Origin of the sequence: Trichocoleus sp. FACHB-6, assembly GCF_014695815.1 — a bacterium.
GTDB lineage: Bacteria > Cyanobacteriota > Cyanobacteriia > Cyanobacteriales > FACHB-T130 > Funiculus > Funiculus sociatus.
Genome location: NZ_JACJOY010000008.1, coordinates 37,812 through 56,594 on the forward strand (window position 1 = coordinate 37,812; position 18,783 = coordinate 56,594).

Genomic DNA, 18,783 nt, shown 5'->3' on the forward strand with positions numbered 1-18,783 from the left:
TGGCAGGCTCCCACGCTTTACGAGGCGTATGTCGGGAGTTACTCACCCGCTGCGAGAATGCATTTGTTCGAGATACATCAGTTATCAGATGCGTCATCATCGTCATCTAGCATGAGGACATAATCAGCCATCTGTTTAGCGTAATGAAGGACTCTAGGCACTTCCAAGAAGTCTTCATATTGCAAAACTCCATGACGGGATTCGTGAGCGATCGCAGCTAAATCTAGTAAGTTATCCTTGTCATCCTCTTGATAGTAGCCTATGGCAATCTCCACAAGAGAAGGATGCACCCAAGGTTTCCCAGGTTGCTCTATCCTAGATAAATCTTTGAGAATGTCACTCATCGTTGAAGGCTTCTTACCAATACTAAAAAATACACGATCATTGTCTAGATTTTTGAATAGACCAGTAATAAATCCAGATACTTTTTCCCCATCCATCCCAAACCACTCGGATGTTTCATCCCCAGAGCGCAGTCGGATAACACGCAGTCCAGCGAATTCCTCAAAAACGGGTTTGTCTCGCTCGGCAAACGATAATCCCTTGACGGAAATTTGTGTATCCTGTAGCCACGTCCATTGTTGACGGATATTCTGAGCTAGACAGTACAGTAATGTCGGCTTGCCTCTTAACTCTTTCTTGTTGAGAGTCTCCTGAATAAATGTACGGATTTTAGCTTTACCTTTATCGTCATTGGTAAAGCCTTCTCCCTCCTTGTTTATGCGGGTCAAGGCTTCATCATAGGGTATCCATGATTCTAGACCGGGGAAAATAGCACTAATTTCAGCAGTCAAAGAAGACATTTTGACAATGACGGGAATTGTTTGCGGTTTCCCATCACCGCTAGTTTCGGAAGTTCGATTGACTAGCCATAATCCTACTTCATTGATAGGGGTATCTTTGTTTACCTTGGGAAGTGTTATGTGAGACGGAGCCATCCGAACTCCTAAAGAGCGCAACAGGTCGATAAAGCTACAGATAGCTTTCTGACAATAATTTTTTTGTTCTGGAGTAATAAATTTGCTGATAAGTCCCTCATCAGCAAAACCAAGACGAATAGAACTTTTAGGGTCTCCCCAAGGTGCTAGCAAAGATTTTTTTTCATTTTCTTTACCCTCTTTATCTTTTTCTACAAATTTCCAATAATTTTTCTCGTAAAGTTCAAACCAAACTCCCACTTTTCCAGCTAGTTTAGATTTAACAGGCTGCACAAGAGCAGCTATCTCATCCCTTCGCTTCTTTATAGCTTTTTCTCGCTCTGTACTGTTCGGTTTGGATTCCGGAGATAAATCTAGGCGCTGTGCTAAGCCAGCAACTTCATGTAGGCAGATAGCCACTGTTAAACCTTCCGGAAAGGAGTAACTTCCCGGTGCTGCCTCTGGCAACCCTAAGCAGTATTTTATAGCTTTGAGACGTTCTACCAGATTCTCTTCATTGATGTACCAAATCCAAATTGTTAAATGTTCGCCAACGGATGAACGAATTGCACGCCGTAACGTTGCTTGTTCGCTACTACGTTCTTCATAAAACTGCTCCAGTCTCAACTGAAAAGCTTTTTCCGTTTCTTCTAGATTTGGTTGCCAGCTAAGATGCTCTAACTCCTGTTTTTTCAAGAGTCCTTCGCGACGCAACTGGTAATCTGATTCTGACTCTCTTTTTTTCTTAACACATTTCTTCAGTTCTGTTTCCTGTTTGCGTAACAGTCTTTTTTTTCTGGCTGCAAATTGCTTATCGGTTTCGGCTTTTTTCCTGAGAATAGGCTCGTCAAAATTTTTTTCTGGTTTTTTCAAGTCAAAGAACTGACTTGACTGCTTGTTTGTCTTATAATCTTTACGTTGGCAATCTATTGGTTGCCAATAATACTTTAATACATCAGCTATTTGGCTTAAGAGTTCGTGAGTATTAACTGTAGGTAATCCTTTAGCTACTTTATGCTTGGGTTTCATCCCTTCTTTATAGGTAATGCCAATGTTAGGATTACCTATTAAAGCTTCCGAATAATTAGCCAATATTTGTTGCGGAGTCACCGAAAGAATGTCTAATTTTTTCAGCAATATAGCTAAGTTTTCATCCCAGTTGGCTACACCGTTCTTTAATACCATCCGGCAAGGGAGTAAATATTCTGTCAACTCATCAGGATTTAGTGCTTGTCCCCAATTCAGTTTGGCACGGATGTAAGCGTTACTGCCGTGACTCTTTGACAATTGAGAATCCTTGATACTGAGCCAGCGCCTAATGCTTGGCTTAACATCTAGTCGGGGGTAATGTAAGTTAGGCTCCAGCACCATTCTCAATTTTAAAACGATTGAATAATAGTAAATTTGTCCGTCTTCTGTATAATTTAATGGGTGCCAAGAGATTAACTCTGCTCCTTTTCCACTTGATGGTATAGTTCGGTAAAATTGAAGTTTTTCGCCATCCACTTCAAACTCTAGTCCTGGTTTGGTTAGTTCTGTCGCTAAAATGTGAGGCAACAAAATAAAGTCATTGCTAGACAGGTTAGCCGTTCCATTTGGATGAGTCAAAAAATGATTTGTATAGGATACCTCTCTCTTTTCCCAAACCAATTTGTCAGCAGACAGATAACTCATTGCCAATTGTCGTTCCTGAGCAGTGATGCCAACTTTCCCTCTCTTGCATGGTTCGTCGGGATATTCTATATCTATCCAATAAGACAAGATTGCCGACAACTTTTTTGTGTCTAATGGGTGAGAACTGTATAACCAAAACTCCTCGGATTTAGGTGATACATTGCCAAGGTGAATTAAACCAGGAACTAGTCTTAATCCTTTATAAAGGGACTTGACAGGAAGAGCTGTTTTATCAATTGATGTTTTATCCCTTTTTGCTGTAATCCGTCTGATGACTTCCTTTGCTTCTTCAGGGAAATTCATCACATAAAATTCTTGCGTTGGCAAGTCAGACTTTAATCTGAAAGCGCATAAACGGATTGTTGGGTATGCCATGAGGGATAACCTATAAGTAATTAGAGATTGACTTGGGGTAAACCAGAAAGGTTTTTAGTTTTTGCGATCGCATGATAAAAAGGACGGTAGAGAGATTGCACTACCAAGCGATCGGGTAGGGGAATTTGCGGGTCATTTTCAAAATAAGGACGCAGTAAATTTACAATCCCCACAATGACACTGCTGGCAGCAATATCTTCTTTACCATCTTGGTTTCTAGCGGTATTTATCCCAAACTTGGCGTCACACCAAAAAACTTGTGCATTGGCATTGCCACGAATCAGACGCCCTATTACCTGCCAAAGAGAAACAAGAATATCCCAATGCACAGCCTTTCGATCCTCTTCGGGTAGAGTCCTTAATTTCAGCGAGAGGTGCAGCAGGTGAAGCCATTGACGATACGCAGCGTCGCGAAACTCCTTACCTAGTTTCTTTAATGTTTCCCCTGTTGCCGTTTTATAATTGTCGATCGCCCAACGGTTGATGGAGTGAATCGCATAAGATAAATCGTCAGGAACAGGGTGAGGTAAAACTAGAAAGTAAGCCGCTCCAATTACCGCGATTCCATTCTCATCAACAATATTATGCCCTCGCTCAAATGCTTTGATTGGACTAATCAGAATTGGTTCAGGCCTTGTAGCAAAATCCGGCGAACGCCCCCGTTGCAACAACTTATAATTCTCTGGGTTGTCGTCCCAAATTTCCGAGTCTTCATCATCCGGAGAAAGAGCTACGATATTATCTTCCCATCCTAAATTTTTTAGGCAATCATAAACCCACCTAACTTGTTTATAGCTATTAACCATTAATGATATTTTTCTACCCTTCAATTCTTTGATATTGTCATTTAGATAGTCTTCTTTTACTAAATTGGTAACAATTTGTTCTAGGTTACGACGCTTATTATCTCCAGCTCCAGACACAGAGATAGGGTTTTGATGCTTATCAGAAAATTTTAAAAACTTTGAGGTTATGACTATTTCCTCTGATGTATCTGGTACAAGCACTCCAAAAACAGGTATATCAACATGGTATGCAGGGGATTTTCCCGCCCAACTTGTTCCCGACATTAGCAATAGGTGCGGACTGGCAATATTATCTCCTTTGAATAATTCATCAAAATGCAGTAACAACCAACGTCCAACGCCCGTGCAGCGGAAAAACTGTAAGCTGCCTAATGACTCTCTGTAGGATTTGTGGTACTGAAACGCCAATTGATTCCCCATTGGCATTGCTGGAATAACCGCATTAAAGTCTGGTGGGGGAGCATCAAACCACATTGAATCTGATGTATCCAGATTGAGGATTCCTTGCACCTGTCGCCATTTGCTCATCATAAAGGAGAGCTTGCTTTGCAGAACACAAACTAGCAAGGCAAACTCTAGTTTGACGGCAATTTCCTTGATTTTTTCCGGGGACAAGGCAACAGTTGCAGTTTGCTGAACCCATTGCTGAATAGCTGCACGTTTTTTGTCTTTTTTAGCTAACGGAAATAAGGGATTATGCTCGTTGTCTAAATTTCTGATGTATGGCTCAAACGTACCCTTCATTAAGGCATCGCATTGTTGAGATTGTTCTGCATTATCCGGGTCTGTTATTGTTAGTAACGTAGCGACCTCTCGCAACAATAGCCAGTCCGTAAAATAATGCTTGGAGTCTCGCCATTTAGCTAAGTCATTTTCATTGCTCAATAGGTGGTATATTTTATCAGCTGTTCCGTTGGCTATACGACAAGCGTCCCACCAATCTGAGACAATCTCATTCTCAAGAAGTATTGACTTTTCATGCTTCAATTTGGCTTCAACATAATCGTGAAGCTTGTTCAACCAAGCATCTCTAGCAGGTCTGCACAATGTCTTATCAGGGCTAGATGCTTTATCCAGATAGGCTTGGTGTTGGTCAACTTCATCCACGATGACCAAATCGCTGCGCCTACAAACCAATTCAAAATACAGGATGCTCTCTCGGTTTATTGCTCGTGGAACCCTGCTATAAACTAAGCTTCCTGGTGTGGCAATCCATATAGAAGCGTTAACTGGATCGCAGTCTTTTTTATGAGAGGGACATACACCGTAAGCTGGACAAGCTTTGTTCTTGGATGATGGCTCTGATTCTTCTTCATTGTTTGTCTCTATAGGTTCCAAGTTAAAACATGGCTGCGTACCAATTTCAAATGATGTAGTCATCTCAGGCTTAACTGAAGGTGTCAATAGGCAAGTATTACTCAGCCATTGGAACCCCGGATGGTCTTGGTTAAAAGCTTCATTTGGATTAGAGTTGTAAACGGCTTTGTGTAATCTATTTAAGTGGCTAGCTTTGTTGGAACTCCCCAAAATAGGAGCCACGTCAGTAATTCCAACTTCGGCAAACATCTTAGTCAACTCAAAGATTTGTAGCACATCCGCTACTACCAGCGTGACGTGCAATTTTTTACGCCACGCATAGACTGCTAAAACTTTCATTAAGTTGGACTTGCCGGATGACACCATCCCTACTAAATGCAGTATTCTATTGATGGTTAAAGTCTCAGCATCAACTAATTCTTGGGTGTCATTAAATACTTGTAGCTTGATTTTTCTGACAAGGCTTACCCACTTGGGCTTTAGTCCCCTATTACGCCTTTGCTCATCCATCCATTCGGCTGTTTCCCTAAGTTCAGCCCAAGATACTTGCAGCGGATTCCTCAACCGCACACCAGCTATATTATGATTTGGTGGACGTTGGAAATTGGCAATCAAGGACGATATCGCAACGGTTTCCTTTTTACCTTTTACTTCGCACTTATAATTTCCAGCTTTTGCCCAGGCAAGCGCCTTTCTTTGTGATAACTCTACTGGCTTATTTAAGGCATCGTTATAAATCTGGAATCGGTGATTGGCAACTGTAATATTGGTTCGCCTTAGATATTCCCAAGATTCCCCTACTTCATACCCACGAATATCAGACGGAAAGTCTCGATAACGCTGTAGGGCTTCTTTCCAGATAAATGGACTATCGAAGTGTGGCAAGAGATGACGAGCGATCGCCAACATTCGATACTGATTTTCCGTCCAATTTTGGCATTCTGGATGCGAGGAAGGATAACCAGTCAGTAGAACCCACAGACTGTCAGCATTAGCGTCAGGAACCAAGACGCTCAACAAGTACAGCCCTAACTCGACCTCACATAAATCTTTATCTAAATCATCTTTAAGAGATGCATACCATTGAGCAGTATTTCTCATTTTTAAATTCCTAGTTTTTTGATAACTTTCTGTACAAATGAGCCTTCAAACATTACCTGAGATTTCTTGAGCGGCACGTTACAGTAACCCCTGAATTCTTGAATGTACTCCTGACCATAACTTTTCAGTTCATCAGGAAAGACAAAAAAGGATTCATCGTAGGGCTGATGCTTGAGTTTACGAATAGGCTGATTGACTTTTTTTGCTAAGTTATATGCAGATTCCCAAAACTTTACGTCAACTGCCCAGACTGTTCCATCTGGAAAAACTAAATGTAAGTCATATTGGTCGAGTTCTGGATATAACTTAACTTCTAGTAGGTTTAACTGTTTCAATCTCTCTTCTAGCCTGAGTTCTGCTTTACCAGGACGATGAATAAAATATCGCAAATCCTTCTTAAGCCAGAAGATTTCATCATACTGATTATCGGCTAAAGGGACAGGATTCTTTTTTTCCTTAGCGCAATGTTTATTTTCACACTTTAATTCATCATCTTTGGTCAAATACATTAGACCACCACAATGACCGCAACAGTAAAATTTTTCACCTAACTTGTAAGACTCTGGAACTTTTTCATAGCTATTGAGCAGAAGGTCTTGCACTGGCTTAAAATCTACTGCACTATCAACAAAAATTTGTCCCTTTGTTACCACAGGGGTTTCAATAAGATACTTCCTAAACCTCGTATATAGTTCAGGGTTTTGTGCAGCTTTAGTCATTACCTCATTAATCACTTTCTTTTGGAAATTCCCCCAGTCATCGAAGTATTCCCCTGCTGTTTCAATACAAAACCCACTCGGCTTTTGGTCTTCTATTAGTTGCTTATCAAGCCATTCTTCAGGGCAATCAATTTCTATATCCCAATCTTTTAAGGGGAGCTGTGCCCATCTGGAAACAAAATCAGGAACTCCTTGTATCGGTTGACGCACTCCCGCTATTAAACAAGCAAGTGCCAGCTTCTCTACCCCTAATTGCAAGGCAGCCGGATATGCCCAGAGGCTTTTGGGGATTTGCTGTTCATACTCACATAAGCCCTTGGCTATCTGTTGCAGGGTATCCTCTCCTAGCAGACTCCCCTTTTCAAGCGTTTGGACTTCCTCGCTACCCGTAACTAATGAAGTCATGTCGTACCTTCTGTGTCCTGTTGGCGTCCTCATGGCCTTAATCTTTCCCGCCGCCTCCCAACGCCTGAGAGTATCCACGCTAACCCCAAGGCGCTCCGATGCTTCTTTCGGACTAACAAACTCTGAAATGGGCTTTTCCTCAATTCCGTTCCTATATTATATTTGCATATCTAGATTTGCATAGGTATTTATCCGAAAATTTGTTAAGTAGTTTGGCGGCATTGGGTGTTGTCCACCTAGACGGCTCTCTTCTAGAAACGTGACCCCCAGGACGAATGCCAGCGCGATCGCCTCTTCCATCAACCCCAACCAGCGAAGCACTCACACTTTATAAACAGCCTAAGCTGTCACCCAAGACAAGCACATAGCAGCGACTCTAGCCTCTGAATGGGCAATAGTGACTCAAATGAGGCGAGAATCAAGGGTTGTCTCACTCAGGTCATACAGAGGAACGCAGTGCCAGTAAATGCCGACAAACCCCACTTGTGGAAGCCAGATATCGCCCAGTCGGTAGACTTCTACAACCGTTGGTTCATGCAGTTCGCTCCCACCGCATACCGCGATACTCGCATTGCCACCACTATCTCTGTCGAATCCGCCTTAGCCCGGACAGCTAATCTAACGAACATCACACCCGCTGTATTGCGGCAACATCCAGAAGTTCTGCCTATACTCCGCATGGCGACAGCACCGCCTATCGCCCGCGATCGCTTGATTGGTCTAGCGGGAGTTTCGCCCAACCTTGTCAAAAACATGGAAGAGAAACAGCGAATTTCACCCCGGATGAGCAGTACATTAGTTGATGCTGAACTTCAGAAAATCAGTCAAATCATTGCACGACTGACCGACAAAGACATCTTTCCCTGGCTGGAGAACGGGCTGGAACCGACCGATACACAAGTTCACCGAGCAGCGACAATTGTTGCAGATCGTCTATGTGGTGCGCTTGCTGACCCGATTGTTCGCAATGCCCAAGAGCGCAGACAGCTGGCTACAATTAGGCAGTGGCTGGAACAGCGTGGCTATTCATACATTAGGGGAGGAGCCGGGTTAAGCTTTCAAACGATGCAGCCTGGTACTTTCTCGTTTCGGCTCAATATTCCGGTGAGCTTACAGGGAGGCATTAAACAGGTTAATATCCCGATTGACACTGTAATTAAGCCGCTTCAGTCCAGCCCTAGTGACTTACCGTTACTGATTGAAGCAAAATCCGCTGGGGACTATACCAATCCCAACAAGCGACGCAAAGAAGAAGCTATTAAAGTCGCTCAATTAAGACTCAACTACGGCAATAATATTCGTTTTATTCTGTTCCTTTGCGGTTACTTTGATAGTGGCTATTTGGGCTATGAAGCAGCCGAAGGCATTGATTGGGTATGGGAACATCGCATCGATGACTTAGCGTTGTTTGGAGTGTAAAACATAAGCGGAATGTCAGCGACTGAATTAACACGAGCATTGCTAAATAAGCAACTTGATTCTGCCAAAACCCAAACTGAGCGAAATCAGCTTGGTCAGTTTGCCACATCAACGGCACTGGCAACAGACATTCTGGAATATGCCAGAGGGCTATTACCATCAAACTTCAAGATTCGTTTTCTTGACCCGGCTTTTGGGACTGGTTCTTTCTACTCCGCATTATTGCAGCGATTTCCTCTATCACAAATTGTTTCGGCAGTAGGTTACGAAATTGACCCCCATTACGGGAATGAAGCGATTAAGCTTTGGGGTGACACGCCGCTACAACTCTCTATCGCTGACTTCACCCAAGCTAAACCTCCCAACTCTGACGAAGCTCTAGCTAACTTGCTCATTTGCAACCCGCCGTATGTCCGACATCATCATTTGACCAGGCTTGAGAAGCTGCGGCTCAAAAGGACAACGGAGCAGACATCCGGTATAAAGCTGAGCGGGTTAGCCGGACTCTACTGCCACTTCCTCTGTATTTCAGATGCCTGGATGGCTTCTGATGCTCTGGCTGGGTGGCTTATCCCCAGTGGGTTTATGGACGTGAATTATGGACAGCAAGTAAAGGAGTACCTACTGAATCAAGTTACCTTGCTGCGCGTTCATCGTTTTTATCCTGATGATGTGCAGTTTGAAGATGCACTGGTGTCTAGTGCAGTTGTTTGGTTCAGGAAGGCTTTGCCACCAGTAAATCATGCTGTTGAGTTCACTTATGGCGGGAGTCTGACAGCACCAAAAGTGAGAGAGTTGGTTTCAGTGGAGGTGCTACGCCATACGGTCAAGTGGACTAAGTTTGGGCTGGGGTATAGTAACAGGAATTCCAATAGTCAGCAGTTGAAGCTTAAGGACACCGCCTCTACCTCGCGAATGCCGCTTTCCTCTGAGGGCAGAAATTCCGAATTTCTGCCGTTGAAATTGTCAGACTTATTCACGATTAAACGGGGTTTGGCGACTGGAGCTAACCATTTCTTCGTGCTGACACCAGAGCAAGTTTCTACTCACCAACTGCCTCTTGAGTTCTTAAAGCCGATTCTGCCTAGTCCCCGGTTTTTATCAGTTGATGAGATTGAAGCTGATAGTGTTGGTAATCCAATTTTGGAAAGCAAGCTATTCCTACTGACGTGCAACTTGCCTTTATACGAGGTGAAAGCCAAGTATCCGTCGCTTTGGAAATATCTCCAGATGGGAGTAGAGAATGGAATTAGCGATCGCTATCTGTGCAAGCATCGCTCCCCCTGGTATTCACAGGAAAAGCGTCCTCCTTCCCCTTTCCTCTGCACCTATATGGGGCGTCAGAACACCAGTAGAGGTAGACCCTTCCGATTTATCCTGAATCACTCAATGGCGACGGCAACCAATGTCTACTTGATGTTGTATCCGAAACCAGCTTTGGAGAAGGCACTCTTGAAGAAGCCTGAGTTGCTACGGTTGGTGTGGCAGGCTCTCAATCAGATGGATGATGAGACACTGATGGGTGAGGGTCGAGTATATGGGGGTGGACTGCATAAGCTAGAGCCGAAGGAACTGGGTAACGCGATCGCAGAGAAATTTCTTGAGATTTTACCAAGTTTAAGCTATGTGGCAAATTCACTGTCGGAGTCGTTACTATAGTTGGAATTCATTCATCGTCTTTTTCCTCCCTACTGAGTCGCTCCAGTTGCTTCACATACTCCTCCAGAAGTAGTTCAGGAATCAGCCTGATGACGTTTTCCCCATCTCAGAATTTCCAGGCCTTGCGGATACCGATGCCTACTCGAACAGAAGGGTTGATTTCTGTCCCTCTCGTAAGTTGTGGCACGGGCGTCGTATTCCACCGAGAACAGAAAGTTATTGATCTCACAGCTTTCTCGCGAGAGCCATGACCAGAGTTCCGCGGCTACTAGGTTGGTCCGTAACGGGATACCAAACTCCAAGGTATACCACCTCAAAGCTTTCCCCGTCCGTGGTGCGGCAACGTTAGGGTTCTATGGTTGTCCATTGTTGGAGTTGGAATCTCAGATTGGATTCGCTCATGTGCGCTCTTTATTTAGAGCTTTTCAAGCCTAATTATCTAAGTCATAGAACAAATGTACTATAAATTTTATTCATTAGGGGACGCGGGTTGTGCGTTTTTTGTTTGATTCTAAACTCCTAATCCCTTACTGCCAAACTTCAGTTCCAACCTGAATTCAAGCTTAAATATGTACTCGCATAGCTGGTCAGTACCTATTTAATAGGTATCGTACATATTTCTTCCGATGACGAGCATCCGAACCTTGACCTAGACATTCAAGCGCCCACCCGATGGAACCAACCCAACAATCAGGCTCTCAATCAAACATTCCACGTGGGGCGTAATCAGAATATGGATGTTGGGTATTCTGAACTTGAGAGGCAATGACTTACTCTCAAGCACGACGCAGAGACACCCAAGTAAAAGCAGAGAGACAGTGGAAGTGAAAATTGAAGTGATTGACGATCGATCCCCCCATTTGCCAGATGTCATAAAACTGGGGGATGCCAATAAAAGAACTCTTGGCTTTCTTGCTCATACTGCTTTTGTTGACCACGCCAGAGACGGAAATATATTTGTAGCTATTGAGCCTCAAGTGGGGTGCATCGGCTATGTGTTATATGAGTATACCCGAAGACATAATCGCCATCGCCTAGTTCATCTATGCGTAGCTTCAGAACATCGCGGTAAAGGGGTACCCAAATTCCTTATCGATTACCTCAAACAAATAACTAAACAATCTAGTGGAATTGGGTTGCATTGCCGTGAGGATTTTGGATTAGAAAAAACGTGGTCTAGGCTAGGTTTTGTTGCAAAACATGATAAGCCCGGAAAAAATAAAGAGGGGAAGTTACTCATATATTGGTGGTTCGACCACGGTCATGCAGAATTATTTGATGCTGCTCCTACACAGAAACTTGAATCGAGACTATGTGTAGTTATTGATACGCAAATTTTTGAAGAAATTTATACGGATAAAGAAACTGATTTTGCTGAATCAAAATCTCTATTCGCTGATTGGCTACAGACTGAATTAGAGTTGTGTATAACCGATGAAATATTTAATAAAATAACTTTACTGAATGATAGCAAAGAAAGGAATAATCAACGGTGCTTTGCTCAACAAAAATTTACCCGCTTACGCAGCCAACAAAATTTTGATTCTGTTGTTCATTCCTTAAGTAGTTTTTTGTCTGATAAAGGGGCAGTGATTGATGAACTTGAGGTGCGTCACTTAGCTAGAACCATTGCCTCTGATTCTCAAGTTTTTGTCACCCTAGATAGTAAATTGTTAGAGTTAAGTAGTGAAATTTATGAAACTTTCAAATTGTCAATCATTCGCCCTAACGACTTAGTTACTCAGCTAGAAGAACTTCGCAGAAAACTTGACTATCAACCTGTACGTTTAGCCGGAACTACGCAGCTAGAACAAATACCAGTTCAAAAGGGACAAGAAGATTTCTTAACTAACTATTTTCAGTGCGAAGAACAGGGAGAAACTAAGGCAGAATTCCAGCAGCAGCTACGTAGGTTTCTGGCTGAATCAGATAAATTTGAGTGTTGGGTTGTTAGAGAAGGAGAAAATCAACCACTAGCTTTGGTTGTGTATGGCAGGCAGAAAAAACATGAGCTAGAGATTCCAATGCTGCGGGTTGTAAATAATCCTCTATCAGGGACGCTTGTACGCCACTTAATTTTTAAATCTATATTACATTCTGCTCGCGAACAGCGACAGTTTACAAGAATTACTGATTTGTATTTAGCGGAAACCGTTATGGCATCCATTCAGGAGAATGCTCGCTTCCGAGGTGTTAAAAATGGGTGGCTGAAGATAAACTTAGCATTAGCTAAAACTGCATCTGAGTTATCAGAGCGTCTGATTACTCTAGGCTCTACTTTCGGACAGGAATATCAGATTTGTCTTCAATTTGCAGAGAGTCTTAATACAGAAAACATTATTACAGATGTACAAGCATCAGTAGACATTGAACGCTTCCTGTTTCCGGCTAAAATTATTGACGCTGAGATTCCTACGTTTATCATTCCAATTCAACCTAGATGGGCAGCAGATTTATTCGATGAGAAGCTAGCTAATCAAGCTATTTTAGGAAGAAAACCTGAACTGGCATTTAACTGTGAAGCTGTCTACTATCGCTCTGTGAAGAACTCAAGAGGATTACAAGCTCCCTGTCGAATTCTCTGGTATGTGAGTGGAACCCAGAAGAAAGTAGGTAAAGGTAAAGGATACTACGAACTACAATCTGTTCGAGCCTGCTCTTACGTAGATGAAGTTGTCGTTGGCAAACCCAAGGAGCTTTATCAACGTTTCCAACGATTAGGGGTATATAAGTTGAGCGATATTGATCAGGTCAATCAAGACAAGCATGGTAATATAATGGCAATTTGCTTTAGTGATATAGAGTTATTTGACATTCCTATTACATCAGAACAACTTCGGCAATTCTCCGAAAAAAACTTATCGTTTCTTTGTCCTGAAAAAATTTCGCCTGAATGCTTTATCAAAGTGTATAATTTAGCAATTCAGGCTTCACACTGAAGTTGAACTGCCATGCCTAATACTATCCTTTTACTGTCAATAAAACCTGGATACGCCAAGAAAATATTCAAAGACCAAACGAAGAAAGTTGAACTACGTAGAGTTCGCACTCGTTTAACTGAGGGAGACATTGTTCTAGTTTATGTTTCATCTCCTGAAAAGGTTTTTGTAGGCTCATTTGAGGTGGATGGGGTGATTGAAAGTAAAGCATCGCGTCAAGAGCTTAGAAAGTTTTGGAATCAGTTCCAAGACCATGTTGGCATTAGCAAACAAGAATTTAACAGCTATTATAAAGGAGCATCATTAATCGTTGGTATCCTTATAAAAAATATCAGGCATTTTGAAAGACCTGTTGAATTAGAACGCTTGCAAGAAGAGTTGTCTTACTTGCGTCCTCCCCAAAGTTATCGTTACCTGAAAGATAGTGAATATGAGTTTATTAAAGCTCTCGGAGAAGATAAAAAAGCAATAATAACTGACCAATAATAACCAGACTAATTGATTAAACTATTAAATCATCTCCAAAAATACGAATGCTTCATGGTAGTGGAAAAGAAAGCTGAATTTGTCAGACTGTTTCAAGAATTTGTCACCTCATATCCCTACACACCCGCTGGGCTGCGTCACACAGCCGCATATAATGAGCAGCGTCAGCAGGGGAAGAGGAATTTTGAGGCGATCGCCTCGGCATCGGATGCTGGAGAAGACGTAACAGAAGCCGTCCTGCTACAGCTATTACCTTACGGGAAAAGCGCTAACAATCTTCAAAGAGGAGCCTGGATACATCAGGCTCCAGCTATCACAAAAGACATAAAAGAATGGTTTGAGGGGGCGAAGTGGACAAAGCCAGAAAATTGGCAGAAAGTAGCAGTATCGATTTTTAATTTTATCCGTCGCTGCCATAAAGAGCCTACTCAATTATCAGCAGCTTGTCAGGAGTTTTCGGCATTGCCCTATTCTAGGGGTTTCCAGACAGGAATGCTTACCCCTATCGTGAACGCACTCCGACCTGATGATTTTTTGTTAATTAATAACAAATCGCGCCCAGTTCTCAATTATTTCGCTAATACATCTTATAGTCAAAAGCTGACAGATTATCCAGCCATAAACATTACCGGACGTAAGCTGATTGAGGAATTGGCTCAAGATATGCACATACCTGGCGTACCAGCTTTGCGAGACGATGACTTATTCGATATGTTTTGTCATTGGCTGGTTGGTGTTAAGAAGTATGATTTTCCTGGTAAAGAATTACCACAAGTAGATGAAGTTATTGAGCCTTCCTTTAATATCGAAGAAATGAATTTGCAACCAGAATATACTTTAGCCCAATGTGCAGAAGATACTGGAGTTGAGAAAGAAACATTAAAGTTTTGGTTAGAGGCGCTTGAGCGCACTAAGCAGGCAATTTTTTATGGGCCGCCTGGCACAGGTAAGACTTATATTGCTAAGAAGTTAGCTAAACATTTAATTGGTGGTGGTGACGGTTTTATGGATGTTGTCCAGTTCCACCCCGCTTATGCTTATGAGGACTTTGTGCAAGGTATCCGTCCGCAGAGAAAAAATGGAGAATTAGACTACCCGTTGGTTGATGGGCGGTTTCTAAAATTTTGCCAGAAAGCACGTAACTGTGAGAATATTTGTGTTTTAATTATTGATGAAATTAACCGCGCTAATGTCGCCCGTGTTTTTGGCGAATTGATGTATTTATTGGAGTACCGCAATGAAGAAGTTTCTTTAGCATCTGGTGAAGTTTTCAGCATTCCAGATAATGTGCGGATTATCGGCACGATGAATACAGCAGACCGCTCAATTGCGTTAGTAGACCATGCACTGCGCCGTCGCTTTACCTTTATTTCTCTCTACCCAAACTACGAAATTTTACGTCGTTATCATTCTTCAAGTGGTTTTCCGGTGGAGGGATTAATTCAAGTTTTAAAGCAGCTAAATCAACAAGTTGGGAATCCCCATTATGAAATAGGTATTAGCTTCTTTCTGCGACCCGGCATAACCGAGCAGATTGAGAGTATTTGGAAACTAGAAATTGAGCCATATTTGGAGGAATATTTCTTTGACCAACCAAGTAAGGTAAATCAGTTTCGTTGGGATAAGGTGAAGCAGCAAGTTGGTCTATGAGTGCAGTATCTCCACGAATAATTGAGTTAGTTGAATATGTTCCGGTGTTCTTGGCGCAGTCGGAAATTCCCGATGCGGTGGGGGAAACTTTGTGGCGCAATTATGAGAAACAGGTAGCTGTAAATTTCCCTTCTCCTAAGACTGGGTACCGATGGCGACTGACTGCACGAGGATGGGTGGGACACATCCCGTTAACGCCTGATTTCCACTTGGCTTTGCGTCCAAAAGTGCAATTGGGTAATCTCCTGGGGATGTTGGAATATGCTTATGACCTGAAGAGTTTTCGCTTTTTAGAAGGGCTGTTTGATTGTCAAAGTTTGTCGGATTTTTATGAGCGATTGGCTGAGATTTTAGCTGGTAGAATTCTTAACCGAGGTCGTCAAGGATTTTATTGTGCTTATCTGCCTAAAACAGAGGATTTGCCTTATGTAAGAGGACGCATTAATGTGCGGCAGGTTATTAGTAAACCTTGGGATGTTAAGGTGCAATGTGATTATGAGGAACACACGGCTGATGTAGAAGAGAATCAGATTTTAGCTTGGACTGTTTGGTGTATTGCTCGGAGTGGTTTGTGTACGGAACGGGTGTTACCGACTGTGCGCCGAGCTTATCATTTGTTACAGGGATTGGTGACGTTGCAGCCAAAGAGTCCGCAAGTTTGTGTGGGGCGACAGTATAATCGTTTGAATGAAGATTATCGATTATTACACGCGCTTTGTCGGTTCTTTTTGGAGCAAAGTGGGCCGAGTTTTGAGATGGGGGAACGCTCAATGTTACCGTTTTTGGTTGACATGGCGCGACTCTACGAACGGTTTGTGGCGGAGTGGTTAAAAGCACATCGGGAAACTGTTCTATTGCCACAGGGTTTAGATATTAAATCTCAAGAAAGATTGTATGTGGGGGAAGGGAAGGAGATATATTTTGACATTGATTTGGTGTTGCAAGATGTGGCAACGGGGGTTGCTAAATATGTGTTGGATACTAAGTACAAAGTTCCTACTGCACCCGCATCGAGTGACATTGCTCAGGTGGTAGCTTATGCAGAGGCGAAGGGGTGTCAGGAGGCGATTTTGGTGTATCCGATGCCTTTAGTTGAGCCGTTGGATATTAGGGTTGGTAGGATTAGAATTCGGAGTTTGACTTTTTCTTTGGCGGGGGATTTGGAGCAGGCGGGTTATAGATTTTTGCAGGATGTGCTTTATACAGACACTCTGGGAAAGAATGTGCCGTAGCTGAAAAAAACGCATTAAACGCTGGAATTCAACCTCTAGAATTCCTGTTCTCAATTTCAGCTATTGGTAACAATAAAGTTTCTTCTATATGCGTTCGCGCCTCACTGCTCAGACAACAAGTGCTATTGATGCAATCCGCAAGCAACTCATTGGCGCTGTAATACTGGTGAAACAATTTCTTCTGTTCTTCGTTAAACTGCCAGTTATGACCAATATTGCGATGCTTAATAATCAAACTTCTGAATTTTTCCGTCCAAGCTTGAAGATTTTCTGTTTGCCACTTATCAAATAGAAGATGAGCGTTCCAATCTGGCATTTCCTCTTCAAGTTTTTGTAATGATTGCCACAGGTTAAAATCAAACTCGAAGTCAGGGGTAACAAAATCAGGATCTATACCGCCGTTAATGGCATGAGCGAGAGTGGCAGACAGACAGAAATCGAGTTTTAAATCAACGGGACTGAGGTCAAAGTCGTCGTGAAATATAAAATTAGAATCAAATTTAAAAGCAAGGTTTAGAGAGCAATCAAGATCGGGCGAATGATTGGAGGCAGGAGCCACAGCCAGATCGAAGTAAAATGCTCGGACTGCTGTTCTTTTAAACGGAACTTGAACTGAACACGATTTTTGATTGACCCAACATAAGAACTGCTGCAACTTTTCATCAGTCGCTAAAAGCGCATCAATCTGCTGCTTTATTAAAGACAACAGACAGTCCGCACTCGGTAACATCTCAACCACTAACAAAAATACTTCCCGCCAGCGTTTCTCTGTAATTTTACCAATCAGAATTTGCCAATCCTGCTGCTCTGATACGTATGGATTACAACTAATTACAATTTTTCTGGCTGTGAAATACTCTTGAAAGGTTAGATGAGAAAACGAGTAAATTTTCTGCGCTCTTTCCACTAATAACCCATGCTGCGCTTCAATTGATTTCAGCAGTGCCCTACTATCCAGTTGCAACACTTCCGGGTCGTTTTGGGCATCAGGTAGATTGCCAATGTAATCAGAAATATACTGCTCTAGTTCTTTCTGTTTAAAGAAATAGTCTCCCCGCTCAAATGTCGTTAGGGCAATTTGACTGAGTAAATCTTTCTGGCGCTGCAATGATAGATTTTTATAAACCTGCTCTCGCTCAATCTCTCGCGTTTCATCCCACTTTTTTAGTAGGATATCCACTCCTTCTTCATAAAGTTCTGAACGATTAACCGGGAATTTGGCTAATTTTTCAAACACTAAACATAACAGCGTCAGTAGTAGCGGGTTGGTTGCCAGTTCTCCAATCGGGTCATTTTTCCGAAGTTGTTGAATAAATTCCTCTGCTTTGGCTGGTTGATTAGTTGTAAACCACTTATGGGCAAAGGTGTTAATCTGCTTGTCATCAAAATCCGCGACTTCAACCTCTGTAAACTTTTCAAAATGGACTTCACTTAATAGCCCGATTCGATGGGAGCGCTCACTCTTGCTTCACGCACTTATTGTACTACCTCTGTCTCCAAGTGTGCGCGGCGTGTGATCGCCCTTCAGCAGGCTTCAACGTCTTTACATAGAGGAGTTGGTTCGCCGAATAGGTAAACCCTCTATTCGCAAACCACATCCAAGTGAAAAGTCTGATACCACACATTCACAAAAGTAGTGGGTTTGGAAACAAGTCAACCATCTTCTTGCAAACGACCGTTTATAAGACAAATTTCTTGAGCCAACGCAACGCGCCTCAAACCCAGAGATATCGTGTCTCATAACTCATCTTTTTATCTATGTCTCACGAGATAATTAATGAATGAGTTATGAGACATTTTTAATAAAAATTGGATATTGCAGAGTTTCATTCAATGGCCAAATGTCGAATAACAGATTATTTGTCGTTGAGCGTTTCTATCGCTACCAAAGCCTAGATATATTTGAATGAAGAAAAGCTGGAGTTAAGACAATTATGGCTTTAAAGAGGAATCTATACCAAAGTGTTACTTAGAGGATGTTTTAAAAGTCGGTTAGATAGCAAAAAAGCTCACTCAGTGTAAGCTGCGAATATGTAGTACACAGCACTGAGAGAGCGTTATGAGTAAAGCTTACCCCAGTAATT

At 42.4% G+C, this 18,783-nt stretch carries 11 protein-coding genes; 6 read left to right on the forward strand and 5 right to left on the reverse strand.

All coding sequences use genetic code 11. From position 1 onward, the window contains the following. Positions 1-77: 77 nt before the first annotated feature. Genes H6F66_RS00700 through H6F66_RS00715 form a run of 4 tightly spaced genes read right to left on the reverse strand, consistent with a single transcriptional unit; the run spans position 78 to position 7,635 of the window. Positions 78-2,966: a DUF3962 domain-containing protein gene (locus tag H6F66_RS00700; RefSeq protein WP_190417255.1), complete on the reverse strand. Its 2,889-nt coding sequence runs from the start codon at positions 2,964-2,966 to the stop codon at positions 78-80. A 20-nt stretch (positions 2,967-2,986) separates the two neighbouring features. Then, positions 2,987-6,190, reverse strand: a complete 3,204-nt coding sequence (locus H6F66_RS00705; RefSeq protein ID WP_190417257.1) for a hypothetical protein — start codon at positions 6,188-6,190, stop codon at positions 2,987-2,989. Between the two features lie 2 nt (positions 6,191-6,192). Beyond that, on the reverse strand, positions 6,193-7,458 hold the full coding sequence (locus H6F66_RS00710; RefSeq protein WP_347269313.1) for a MerR family DNA-binding transcriptional regulator: 1,266 nt from the start codon (positions 7,456-7,458) through the stop codon (positions 6,193-6,195). Positions 7,459-7,470: 12 nt separating this feature from the next. Further along, positions 7,471-7,635 carry a hypothetical protein gene (locus tag H6F66_RS00715; RefSeq protein ID WP_190417261.1) on the reverse strand — a complete coding sequence of 55 codons (165 nt, stop codon included), beginning with the start codon at positions 7,633-7,635 and terminating at the stop codon, positions 7,471-7,473. 135 nt (positions 7,636-7,770) lie between these two features. Between H6F66_RS00715 and H6F66_RS00720 the strand changes: the two genes are divergently transcribed. The 6 genes from H6F66_RS00720 (at position 7,771) to H6F66_RS00745 (ending at position 16,699) form a co-directional block, all read left to right on the forward strand. Beyond that, positions 7,771-8,733: a XamI family restriction endonuclease gene (locus H6F66_RS00720; RefSeq protein ID WP_190417263.1), complete on the forward strand. Its 963-nt coding sequence runs from the start codon at positions 7,771-7,773 to the stop codon at positions 8,731-8,733. A gap of 12 nt (positions 8,734-8,745) precedes the next feature. Further along, positions 8,746-10,392: an SAM-dependent DNA methyltransferase gene (locus tag H6F66_RS00725; protein ID WP_190417264.1), complete on the forward strand. Its 1,647-nt coding sequence runs from the start codon at positions 8,746-8,748 to the stop codon at positions 10,390-10,392. An 818-nt stretch (positions 10,393-11,210) separates the two neighbouring features. Then, positions 11,211-13,331, forward strand: coding sequence for a GNAT family N-acetyltransferase (locus H6F66_RS00730; protein WP_190417265.1), 2,121 nt, complete (start codon positions 11,211-11,213; stop codon positions 13,329-13,331). Positions 13,332-13,343: 12 nt separating this feature from the next. Further along, positions 13,344-13,817, forward strand: a complete 474-nt coding sequence (locus tag H6F66_RS00735; RefSeq protein ID WP_190417266.1) for a hypothetical protein — start codon at positions 13,344-13,346, stop codon at positions 13,815-13,817. A gap of 54 nt (positions 13,818-13,871) precedes the next feature. Beyond that, on the forward strand, positions 13,872-15,467 hold the full coding sequence (locus H6F66_RS00740) for an AAA family ATPase (protein WP_190417267.1): 1,596 nt from the start codon (positions 13,872-13,874) through the stop codon (positions 15,465-15,467). Continuing rightward, positions 15,464-16,699: a restriction endonuclease gene (locus H6F66_RS00745; protein WP_190417268.1), complete on the forward strand. Its 1,236-nt coding sequence runs from the start codon at positions 15,464-15,466 to the stop codon at positions 16,697-16,699. Before H6F66_RS00740 ends, H6F66_RS00745 begins: the two co-directional genes overlap by 4 nt. A 28-nt stretch (positions 16,700-16,727) precedes the next feature. Here the strand turns inward: H6F66_RS00745 and H6F66_RS00750 are convergent, their stop codons facing one another. Then, complete coding sequence (locus H6F66_RS00750) at positions 16,728-17,936, reverse strand: hypothetical protein (RefSeq protein ID WP_190417270.1); 1,209 nt, start codon at positions 17,934-17,936, stop codon at positions 16,728-16,730. Between the last annotated feature and the right edge of the window lie 847 nt (positions 17,937-18,783).